The organism is Streptomyces sp. NPDC030814 (assembly GCF_055572155.1).
The window spans coordinates 356,909-366,966 of the sequence record NZ_JBVIDX010000006.1; the positions used below are offsets into that span (position 1 = coordinate 356,909).

Genomic DNA, 10,058 nt, shown 5'->3' on the forward strand with positions numbered 1-10,058 from the left:
CCCCGTGACAGGGGCCTCTCCTCAGCGTGTGTCCGACTCGGGCTCCGGGCGCGGGAGTTCGTCCAGGTCGAGGGTGAAGGTGCGGCCGTCGGCCAGGGGGATGGGGAGCTTGCCCGTGCCGTACTTGTGGGTGTGTGCCGCGATGTAACCCGTGGCGGTCGGCTGGGTGTGGAGGACGACTTCCTGGGCGTAGGGGTCCACGACCAGGTAGATCGGGATGCCGTAGCGGCCGTACTTGGCGGTGCAGTCGTCGTAGTCCCTGCGCGCGGAGGACGTCGAGACGACCTCGGAGATCAGCAGGACGTCCTCGAAGCCGTAGCGCTTGCCTTGCTTGCGTGCGTCCTCGCGGAGGATCGCCAGATCGGGTGCGGAGTTCTCGTCGGCGGGGAAGTCGATGTAGACGTCGGAGGTGACCTTGGCGTGACGGCCGAGGGCAAGAGCGGAGTCGATCTGCATCGACCTGATGGTGCTGGAGTGCTCTTCGCTCTGCGGGGTCATGATCACCTTTCCGTCGGCCCCGAACAGGACCGTGTACCCCTCGGGGAACTCGGTGTGCACGATCGCGTCGACGGTCATGGACGGCTCCTTCCCTGGTGTGGTCAGGATACGGCGGACGGTGCCGTGTCACCGAGCCCAGCGGTGCGGCCCGAAGACCGGTCCGGACAGGTTGTGCGGCCGGCTCACCGGCGGTGCCGGAGATCCGCAGCGGGGGGTCTGTCACACGACAAACGAATAGGCAGGCGCGAGGTGTCACCCGGGTTCGAGGTGTTCCGGACGGCGGGCACATACTTCATCACCACGGACATCCGCCCCCTCGGCGCGACCCTGTCGGCCTTCCTTCGCCGGCCCCTCACGGCCAGGTGCGTTCGATGCGGTCGTGCCGCACGGCGTAGGCCGCCGGACCGCCCTTCTCGATCGCCCGGTGGATCGTGTCCCGGTGCGCGACGAGGCGATCGATCATCTCGGCGCTCCGAAGCTGCTGATTGTCCAGGTAGAACAGCACCGCCTCGCCTTCCAGGACCGGTCGGATCTCCAGGTCCCGGGTCTTGATCCGCCCGTCCTTCGACAGCGGAACCCAGCAGCGGTCGAGACCGTGCGTGATCCATTCCTCGTCCGGGATGTCCTGGCCGTCGTCCGGGAAGACGTCCCCGATGCGGTGAACCGTCCAACCACAGGCTCTCAGTCCCTCCGCCACACGACGACGGAGATTCCGGTCGAGGAAGAACTCAGGCGACAAGGTGCACCACTGCCTGGCAGAGCGCGTCCACCTGCTCAGGCGTCATGTCGTAGTCGTACGCGATGTCCTCGACGGTTTCCCCGGCCTCCCACAGGTCGGTGATGGCCTGGACCGTGACGCGGTTCGCGGCCACGACAGGGAGTCCGTGGCCGAACCTCGGGTCGATCACGACGGGGACGGAGTCCGGGTACTGCCTCAGCCGCAGGCTGGAGGGGAAGTCGTCTCCCGGTTCCCAGGTGAGGTAGCGGAGATAGTCGGAGACCACCTCGTGGATGGGGACCTGGCCGTCGCGGGCTCTGCGGAGATCCCCCCAGCCGTGCTCGATGAAGATGTCCACGCCGTCTGTGGCGATTCTCTTGGAGACGAGGCCGTAGGGAGTGTCGAGAGCGTCCCGCACGGCGGCGGCGGCCTCTCTGATCTCGCTCATGCGGAGCCCCAGGGAACGCAGGGAACGAAGGGCGTGCGCCTCGGCCACCGCGATGAACGGCACCGAAGGCTGCCCCTTACGCACCGGCTCCACCTGGTGGACCAGTGGTGCTCCGGCGGCTTTGCCCTTCAGCCACGAGGTGAGGGTCGACTGGGGAATCTGAAGGTAGGAGGCTGTTTCCGTGGGCGTCAGAAGCCCGTCCGTGAACCTGTCGACCATGCCCCACCTCCTCTTGACGTCAGATTTCGCATCGTGCCACATCAAGCCTCCCACCTGCGGGGGACCGCACATCCGGCCACCGGCTCAGCCGATCGCGGGAAGTCGGCCCCGGGACCGGCAGTCCCGCCGGGACCGGCAGTCCCGGCAGTGGCTGTGTCCCGCCGAGCGGAAGCCCCGGTCGCAGCCGTCGCAGTTCCGCATGTCCAAGACCACTGGGCGTTCTGGGGTCTCAGGGGTTTTGGTCGCCGGTGCGGTCAGGGGGGTCTCCTTGAGGCGGTAGGCGAGGATGCCGACCGGTCGGACGAGGAGGTCTGCCGGGAGTCGTGCGGTGAGGTGGTCGGTGATCTGAGTGGGCAGCAGACCTGCCCCGAGCCACCGGGTGACCGCCGGGGCTAGGCGGGAGGCTTCCCGCTCGGACAGGACGAGACGGGGGTCGACCCGGCGGAGGCCGGCGAGTACGGCGATGGCTCGGGGGTCGACGTCGGCGAGCGGGGCCGGCGTCTCGGGCTTGCGCTCGGTCTCGGCCTGTGCTTCCGGATCCGCGGTCTCCGCCGTCGTCTCCTCCCCCGGTACAGGTGCCTCCTCCGTGTCTCGCACGGCCCCGGGCGCGGGCGTGGCAGTGGCGGACTGCGTCCGGGGGCGACGAGGCCCGGGGGGTTTGGAAGGCCCGTCCGGGTCGGGGTCTGGTTCGCCGCCGGGTACGTCGTAGAAGTACGTCCGGGTACGGACCTGCCCGGTGGGCGTTCGCTCGCGGCGGCGTTCCAGGTATCCGGCCGCTTCCAACTCCCTCAGCGCTCGCGAGATGAGGATCTCGCCCTCGTCGAAGTGCTCGCACAGGGCGGCGATGCTCACACAAGTACCGCTGGGCAGAGAGGAGATGTACGCCGCGACACCGACCGTGACCGCGCTGCCGCGCCGCTGCGCGAGGGCGTTGGAGATCACCGTGAAGTCGGCCGTGAGGCGGGTGCGTACGTGGATCACGCCGGAAGTCGGAGCTCCGGCGTCGGCGCGCAAGGGCGCGTTAGACTGCGGGTCAGCCATCGGGAAGGGGTCTACTTCCTGATCGGTCAGGCCCTCGTTCGGGATTGCCGTCCCGGCCGGGGGCCGAAGTCTTTGTGCGGTTGTCGCGGCGAAGGTAACCGTCCGCATCCTGCACCTGCAAGCCGGTCACCCGGACGGGTGATGCGGCCTCGCGGCCAGGGAGGGTGGGTGGGCGGGTAGTTCTTTCCCCCGGTTCTTTGGGGAGGTCAGTGGCCCGCCGGACCCTCGCGGACAAGGATCCGGTGAGCCGGTAGGACGCAGGGTGGCCGGGGCCCGGCCGCCTCAGGGGCGGTGGCGCTGCCCGGCCTTCAACTCGCCTATGAAGGCAACCCAGGAGGCGGCTTCGAAGCACAGCGCCGGACCGTGCGGGACCTTGCTGTCACGGACCGGGACGACGGCCTCTCGGAACGCGTGGGCCACCTCCACGCAGTTGCCGCCCTCCTGATTGCTGTAGCTGCTCCTGCGCCAGGCGACGCCGTTCAGATCGGGACGGGACCTTCGCTCCACGGTGGTTGTCCTCCATCACGGATCGGATCATGTCGAGTGACATGAGCGGGGGCAGAGCTGCCGCCCTCAGCCGATCGTAGGTCAGCGCGAAACTCCTGGCCTCGTCCGGATCCTCGATGAGTTGGCCGTAGTGCGCGCCCTCGGTGTAGGCGATCTCCGAGCTGTCCGGCATGGTGAGCACCGTAAGCGAGCCGCCCATGACTTCGTGCTCTCCTTGGTCGAACGGCAGTACTTGCACAGTGATGTGACGCTCGGTTGAGGTCCTGACCAGTCGCGCCAACTGCTCACGCATCACCGCCTGGCCGCCGACCGAACGTCTGAGCACCGCCTCGTCGAGCACCACCCACAGCTCGGGCCGATCAGGCGTACCAAGGCGCTCCTGTCGTCCCATACGAAGGACGACCCGCTCTTCCAACTGCTCCTCGCTGCCGAGTGTCCGGCCGGTTCGCAGCACGGCCCGTGCGTAGTCCTCCGTCTGCAACAAGCCGGGCACCACATGAGCCGCGTACTCACGGATGACCACGGCCCGCTCCGAACACTCCATGAACTTCCGCGACCAGTCCGGAAACGCCTCCCGGTACACGTACGGCCACAACTCGACCAGCAAGTCGTCCGCGCCGAGGACCGCGTCCAGCGCACGTGCCAGCTCCAGCGTCGGCTTCGCTCCGGACGCCCGCTCGATCTGGGTGATCCGCGTGCTCACCACGTGCGTCCGGTCGCCGAGCTCGGCCTGCGTCAGTCCGGCCGCCGTACGGAGCCTGCGCACCCGCGCGCCGAACAGCGCCGCCATCGACGCGCTGGGATCAATTCCGTTGGCCAAAGCGTCACTTCCGTTCCTTACGGACTGAAAAGTAAGGCTGCGTCACCTTTCGAGCGTAGGGCGATCGGACGACTCTTGGACACGGAACGTGATGATTCACGTACTCCATGAGATGTCTCAGCTCGACAGACAAGGACGGACCAGCCGTGCTGACAACAACGACCACGCCGGGAGACGAGCCACGGCGGAGCACCGCGATCGACGAGCCACGGCGGAGCACCGCGACCCTCGCGCCGGGGGCGGTCGCGCTCGCCGCCAAGGCGGAGTCGGGCGAACTCCCCGCCATCGCCGAGCGGTTCGTCGCCTCCCCGCGAGGGGCACAGCTCGCCCGGCGTCTTGCCGTCAGGCACATGGCGGAGTGGGGCTACCCGGCGGCGTCCGACGCGTCGTGCACCGTCGCTCTCGTCGTCGGCGAACTCGCCGCGAACGCCGTACGGCACGGCCGGGTTCCCGGACGGGACTTCGGTCTCCGACTCGCCCTCGACCTGACCGCGGGGGTGGTGCGTATCGAGGTCGCCGACGCCGCCTCCGCGAAGCGACCGCCCGCCGCCCCGCCCTTGCCGCGTCCCGACGGCGAGTCCGGTCGAGGACTACTGCTGGTGGACGTCCTGGCCATGCGCTGGGGGTCGGATCCTCGTCACCGCGTGGGCAAGACGGTGTGGGCGGAAGTCTCTCTCAAGGCGTCGGCTACCTCTTAAGCAGCACGAGTTGTGACAACCCGCCTTATCGCCGAGATCATGGCTCCCCTCTCCTTCTCTCCCTTCTGTTCCGTCGCACCCGGCTCCCATCGGAACGGACCACGGAAGGGCGGAGAACGCCATGACGGAACACCACGATCACCACCAGCCCCCGGAGCTCGACGGGCAGGCTCCCGACAACGGCGGCGGACCCTCGACGCTCTCCCGGCTGACCGGCCGCCTCGAAGCGTCCACCCTCGCCGAGGCGACCAAGGAGATGCTCCGTGAGGCACTCGGCGGGCACGGGGCGTCGGGCACCGCACCGCACACACCCGGTGGCCCGCATCCGGACCGCCGGGTGTTCCTCGACTCCGTCAGCGTCAGCGGCTTTCGCGGCATCGGCCGCAAGGCACGTCTGCCGCTGAACGCGAAGCCCGGTGTCACCCTCGTGGTGGGGCGCACCGAGGGGGCGCCGCTGAGCGGGGGCGCGGCGGGGCTGCTGGTGTCCTGGGCCGCCGCCACGGTGGCCGCCTGCGGGATGTACGCGGTCGGGGCCCCGCTGCACGGTCCCGCCGCCGGGACCGCGCTGGTCCTGCTGCGGGGGGCTGCTGCCCCACTCGGTGGTGCTGTCGATGGCGTACACGGAGCCGCTGCTCACCGCGTGCGCGGCCTGGGCGCTGTACGCGGTGCTCACCGGGCGCTGGGTGGGGGCGGGCGCCCTCGCGGCGCCGTCGGGGCTGTCCCGGCCGAACGGGCTCGCGGGGGCAGCGGCGGTGGCGCTGCTGCTGTTCGCGCTGCTGCTCCTGACCGGCCACCCCTGCCCCTGCTGGTGTACACCGCCGTCCTGCTGGTGATCGCGCTCGGCGGCGACGGCTTCTTCGCGTCGAAGCCGCGCTTCCTGCTGCCGGGCCTTCCCGCTTCTGCTCCCCCTGGCGCTCGCGCTCGCCCGTACGGCGAGAGCCCGGCCCTGGCACGCCACCGTGGTGGTCACCGCCCTGGCCGGGCTCTCCTACGTGTACGGGCGTACCTGGTGGTCGTGAACCGGGTACCGCTCCAGGGGGCGTCGCGGGGCAGACGGAAGTCACGCCGGGCGCCCCTGGGGCCCGGCGTTCCCACCGGGCCGGGGCCGTCGAACGGACGAGGACTACTCGTCGTCGCTCTCGGGCTTCTCGGACTCCTCGATGTCCTCGGCGAGGCCGAGCTGCTCGACGAGCCACTTGTCGAACTCGATGGCGGCGCGGACCCAGCTGACGGTCGAGGAGACGAAGTGCTCCAGGCTGACGCCGGTGCCGATCAGGAGCTGGGCCTCACCGATGAGACGGACCGTGCCGTCGTCGTGGGTGTGGCTGTAGACCTTGGGCCACAGAGTGCGGCGGTTCCAGTCGTCGATGGTCTCCAGCAAGGCCGGCTTCTCGGTGATCTGGTGCGGACGGTCGTAGAACGTGCGCACCGAGAAGACCTGCTGGTCGCCCTCGCCACGGAACATGAAGTAGGTGCGGAACTCCTCCCACGGCGCCGCGAGGTCACCCTCGTCGTCGACGACGTACTTGAGCTCCATCTGGTCGAGGAGCTGCTTCACGAGGTCCTGATCCGGTACCACGGGGCCCGGCGGGGGGCCGGGCTGCGGCTCGGGCTGGCCCCCGAAGTTCGGAATCGAGGACGGGTCGATGGACATACTTGGACACTCCAACTGTCGTCTGGCTCGTCCGGCCGTCGCTGAGACCAGACGTCACGTCCCACCCTCTCTCCCTAGCCCCCCACCGGGCAACCTGCCTCATCGGGCAGTCGTGTACTACAGGGTCTTTCCGGTCGCGGGACCCACGATCAGCCCATCGCCGAAGGCGTCGACCCGGACCGTGTCGCCGTCCTTGACCTCGCCGGCCAGGATCTCCTTGGCGAGGCGGTCGCCGATCGCGGTCTGGACGAGACGGCGCAGCGGGCGGGCGCCGTACGCCGGGTCGTTGCCCTCGTCGGCGAGCCAGGCCAGGGCCTGCGGGGTGACCTCCAGGGTGAGGCGGCGCTCGGCGAGCCGCTTGGCGAGGCGGTCGATCTGGAGGCCCGCGATCCGCTCCAGCTCGGCCTTGTGCAGGGCGGAGAAGACCACGAGGTCGTCGAGCCGGTTGAGGAACTCCGGCTTGAAGGAGGCCCGGACCACCTCCAGGACCTGCTCCTTCTTCTCCGTCTCGCTGGTGACCGGGTCGACCAGGAACTGGCTGCCCAGGTTGGAGGTGAGGATCAGGATGGTGTTGCGGAAGTCGACCGTGCGGCCCTGTCCGTCGGTGAGGCGGCCGTCGTCCAGCACCTGGAGCAGGATGTCGAAGACCTCCGGGTGGGCCTTCTCCACCTCGTCCAGCAGGACCACGCTGTACGGGCGGCGGCGGACGGCCTCGGTGAGCTGGCCGCCCTCCTCGTAGCCGACGTAGCCGGGCGGGGCGCCGACCAGGCGGGCCACGCTGTGCTTCTCGCTGTACTCCGACATGTCGATGCGGACCATGGCCCGCTCGTCGTCGAAGAGGAAGTCGGCGAGGGCCTTCGCCAGCTCGGTCTTGCCGACGCCGGTCGGGCCGAGGAAGAGGAACGAGCCGGTCGGGCGGTCCGGGTCGGCGATGCCCGCGCGGGAGCGCCGCACGGCGTCGGACACGGCGCGCACGGCCTCGGTCTGGCCGATGAGGCGGCGGCCCAGCTCCTCCTCCATGCGCAGCAGCTTCTGCGTCTCGCCCTCCAGGAGGCGTCCGGCGGGGATGCCGGTCCAGGAGGCGACGACGTCGGCGATGTCGTCGGCGCCGACCTCGTCCTTGACCATGGTGTCCTTGGCGGCCTCCTCCTCCGCCTCGGAGGCGGCCTCCAGGGCCTTCTCCAGGGTGGGGATCTCGCCGTAGAGGAGCTTGGAGGCGGTGTCGAAGTCGCCGTCGCGCTGGGCCCGTTCGGCCTGGCCGCGCAGGTCGTCGAGCTTCTCCTTCAGTTCGCCGACGCGGTTGAGGGACTGCTTCTCCTTCTCCCAGCGGGCGTTCAGGCCGCGCAGCTCCTCCTCCTTGTCGGCGAGGTCGCGGCGCAGCCGCTCCAGGCGCTCGCGGGAGGCGGCGTCGGTCTCCTTGTCGAGGGCCAGCTCCTCCATCTTCAAACGGTCGACCGCGCGCTGGAGTTCGTCGATCTCCACGGGCGACGAGTCGATCTCCATGCGGAGCCGGGAGGCGGACTCGTCGACGAGGTCGATGGCCTTGTCGGGCAGGAAACGGGAGGTGATGTACCGGTCGGAGAGCGTGGCGGCGGCGACGAGGGCCGCGTCGGCGATCTGGACCTTGTGGTGGGCCTCGTAGCGGCCCTTGAGTCCGCGCAGGATCGCGATGGTGTCCTCGACGGTGGGCTCGGAGACGAGGACCTGCTGGAAGCGGCGCTCCAGGGCCGGGTCCTTCTCGATGCGCTCGCGGTACTCGTCGAGGGTGGTGGCGCCGACCATGCGCAGCTCGCCGCGGGCCAGCATCGGCTTCAGCATGTTGCCGGCGTCCATCGCGGAGTCGCCGCCGGCGCCCGCGCCGACGACGGTGTGCAGCTCGTCGATGAAGGTGATGATCTGACCGTCGGATTCCTTGATCTCGGCGAGGACGGTCTTCAGGCGCTCCTCGAACTCACCGCGGTACTTCGCCCCGGCGACCATCGCGCCGAGGTCGAGCGCGACGAGCCGCTTGTCCTTCAGGGACTCGGGCACATCGCCCTTGACGATGCGCTGGGCGAGGCCCTCGACGACGGCGGTCTTGCCGACGCCGGGCTCGCCGATGAGGACCGGGTTGTTCTTGGTGCGGCGGGACAGGACCTGGACGACCCGGCGGATCTCCTGGTCCCGGCCGATGACGGGGTCGAGCTTGCCCTCGCGCGCGGCGGCGGTGAAGTCCGTACCGAACTTCTCCAGGGCCTTGTACTGCCCCTCCGGATCGGCTGTGGTCACCCGGCGTCCTCCCCTGGCCTTCTGGAACGCCTCCTGGAGCTTCTCGGCGTTCGCACCCTGCCGGGAGAGTACGTCCCCGGCCTGGCCGCCCTTCGCGGCGATCCCGATGAGGAGGTGCTCGGTGGAGACGTACTCGTCGCCCAGTTCCTTGGCCCTGGTCTGGGCGTCGGCGACCACGGCGAGCAGCTCGCGGTTGGGCTGGGGCGGCGACACGGTGGAGCCGGTCACGCTGGGCAGGCCCGCGAGGGCCTTCTCCGCACCGGCGCGGACGGCCGCCTGGTCGGCGTCGACGGCGGCGAGCAGATCGGTGATGTTCTCGTTGTCCTGGCCCTGGAGCAGAGCCAGCAGCAGGTGGGCAGGGGTGAAGTCGGGGTGCCCCTCGGACACGGCCCGGTTGCTGGCCGCGTTGATCGCGTCCCGGCTCCTGTTGGTCAGCTCGGCATCCACGTTCGCGTTCTCCTCCTTGCGTCAGCCCTCATCCACGCTGACTTGAGTAACGTACACAAAGTTGAGTCTATTCCACTCAAGGCGGTGTGGGGGAGGTGACTCGTAAGGTTGCGGGCCATGGCGAAGTACTCCGTGGACCCGGGTGCCCCCGATGAGGCCTATCTGCGCTTCTGGCGGGAGCGGCATGTGTGCACCCTGACGACCCTCCGTCCGGACGGCACACCCCATGTGGTGCCCGTGGGGGTGACCTACGACCCCGAGGCGCGGCTGGCCCGGGTGATCACCGGCAGGGAGAGCAAGAAGGCGCGGAACGTGCTGGCGGCGGGCCCGGCCGGGGTCCCGGCGGCGGTCTGCCAGCTGGAGGGCCGGCGCTGGGCCACGCTGGAGGGGCGGGCCTTCGTCCGTACGGACCCCGAGCGGGTCGCGGACGCGGTGCGACGGTACGCGGAGCGGTACGGCAGGACACCGCGACCCAACCCGGACCGGGTGGTCATCGAGATCGAACTCACGGCGGCGCTGGGCCACGGCTGATCGGTCACCCCGGGCCGCGGTCGATCAGTCGCCCCGGGCGACGGTTGATCATTTTCAGCCACGACGACCACGGGAAGAAATCGGCGGGCATCCTGAAATGTCCCCGTAAACCTGCAGCGGGGGGGGGGGGGGGGGGGGAGGGGGGGGGAGAGGGGGGGGGGGGGGGGGGGGGGGGGGTGGGGGGTGAGGGGGTGGAGCTCCTGCTCAGG

General features: G+C 69.8%; 10 protein-coding genes and 2 pseudogenes. 4 read left to right on the forward strand and 8 right to left on the reverse strand.

Translation table 11 applies throughout. From position 1 onward, the window contains the following. Nucleotides 1–21 precede the first annotated feature (21 nt). A complete protein-coding gene (locus tag ACZ43N_RS16415) occupies nt 22–576 on the reverse strand; it encodes a Uma2 family endonuclease (RefSeq protein WP_468098072.1) in 555 nt (184 codons plus the stop codon). A 180-nt stretch (nt 577–756) separates the two neighbouring features. Here ACZ43N_RS16415 and ACZ43N_RS16420 point away from each other — a divergent pair. Further along, nucleotides 757–825: pseudogene (locus tag ACZ43N_RS16420) on the forward strand (aminotransferase class I/II-fold pyridoxal phosphate-dependent enzyme); the annotation flags it as partial. A 25-nt stretch (nt 826–850) separates the two neighbouring features. Here ACZ43N_RS16420 and ACZ43N_RS16425 read toward each other — a convergent pair. The 5 genes from ACZ43N_RS16425 to ACZ43N_RS16445 all read right to left on the reverse strand — a co-directional run bounded on the left by ACZ43N_RS16425 (nt 851) and on the right by ACZ43N_RS16445 (nt 4,221). Next, entirely contained in the window at nt 851–1,195 is a 345-nt protein-coding gene (locus ACZ43N_RS16425; RefSeq protein WP_468098073.1) for a PIN-like domain-containing protein, read from the reverse strand. A gap of 31 nt (nt 1,196–1,226) precedes the next feature. Continuing rightward, entirely contained in the window at nt 1,227–1,883 is a 657-nt protein-coding gene (locus ACZ43N_RS16430; RefSeq protein ID WP_319054427.1) for a DUF433 domain-containing protein, read from the reverse strand. Between the two features lie 84 nt (nt 1,884–1,967). Next, entirely contained in the window at nt 1,968–2,924 is a 957-nt protein-coding gene (locus tag ACZ43N_RS16435) for a hypothetical protein (protein ID WP_468098074.1), read from the reverse strand. A 282-nt stretch (nt 2,925–3,206) separates the two neighbouring features. After that, nucleotides 3,207–3,350 (reverse strand): DUF397 domain-containing protein, encoded by a 144-nt coding sequence (locus tag ACZ43N_RS16440; protein WP_468098075.1) that lies wholly within the window; start codon nt 3,348–3,350, stop codon nt 3,207–3,209. Next, nucleotides 3,304–4,221, reverse strand: coding sequence for a helix-turn-helix domain-containing protein (locus ACZ43N_RS16445; protein WP_468098178.1), 918 nt, complete (start codon nt 4,219–4,221; stop codon nt 3,304–3,306). Before ACZ43N_RS16445 ends, ACZ43N_RS16440 begins: the two co-directional genes overlap by 47 nt. A 176-nt stretch (nt 4,222–4,397) precedes the next feature. Here ACZ43N_RS16445 and ACZ43N_RS16450 point away from each other — a divergent pair, with 176 nt between their 5' ends. Then, the gene (locus ACZ43N_RS16450) at nt 4,398–4,949 is read left to right on the forward strand and encodes an ATP-binding protein (RefSeq protein WP_468098076.1); all 552 of its coding nucleotides are present in this window, start codon (nt 4,398–4,400) and stop codon (nt 4,947–4,949) included. Nucleotides 4,950–5,400: 451 nt separating this feature from the next. Further along, nucleotides 5,401–5,950 (forward strand): annotated as a pseudogene (locus tag ACZ43N_RS16455) (hypothetical protein); the annotation flags it as partial. Nucleotides 5,951–6,072: 122 nt separating this feature from the next. On the opposite strand, the gene ACZ43N_RS16460 reads toward ACZ43N_RS16455, so the two are convergent. Together ACZ43N_RS16460 and clpB are read right to left on the reverse strand one after the other, a co-directional pair. Further along, on the reverse strand, nt 6,073–6,603 hold the full coding sequence (locus ACZ43N_RS16460; RefSeq protein WP_468098077.1) for a YbjN domain-containing protein: 531 nt from the start codon (nt 6,601–6,603) through the stop codon (nt 6,073–6,075). A gap of 117 nt (nt 6,604–6,720) precedes the next feature. Further along, nucleotides 6,721–9,318 carry an ATP-dependent chaperone ClpB gene (gene clpB / locus ACZ43N_RS16465; RefSeq protein ID WP_468098078.1) on the reverse strand — a complete coding sequence of 866 codons (2,598 nt, stop codon included), beginning with the start codon at nt 9,316–9,318 and terminating at the stop codon, nt 6,721–6,723. Nucleotides 9,319–9,435: 117 nt separating this feature from the next. Here clpB and ACZ43N_RS16470 point away from each other — a divergent pair, with 117 nt between their 5' ends. Further along, a complete protein-coding gene (locus tag ACZ43N_RS16470) occupies nt 9,436–9,849 on the forward strand; it encodes a pyridoxamine 5'-phosphate oxidase family protein (protein ID WP_468098080.1) in 414 nt (137 codons plus the stop codon). Nucleotides 9,850–10,058 lie beyond the last annotated feature (209 nt).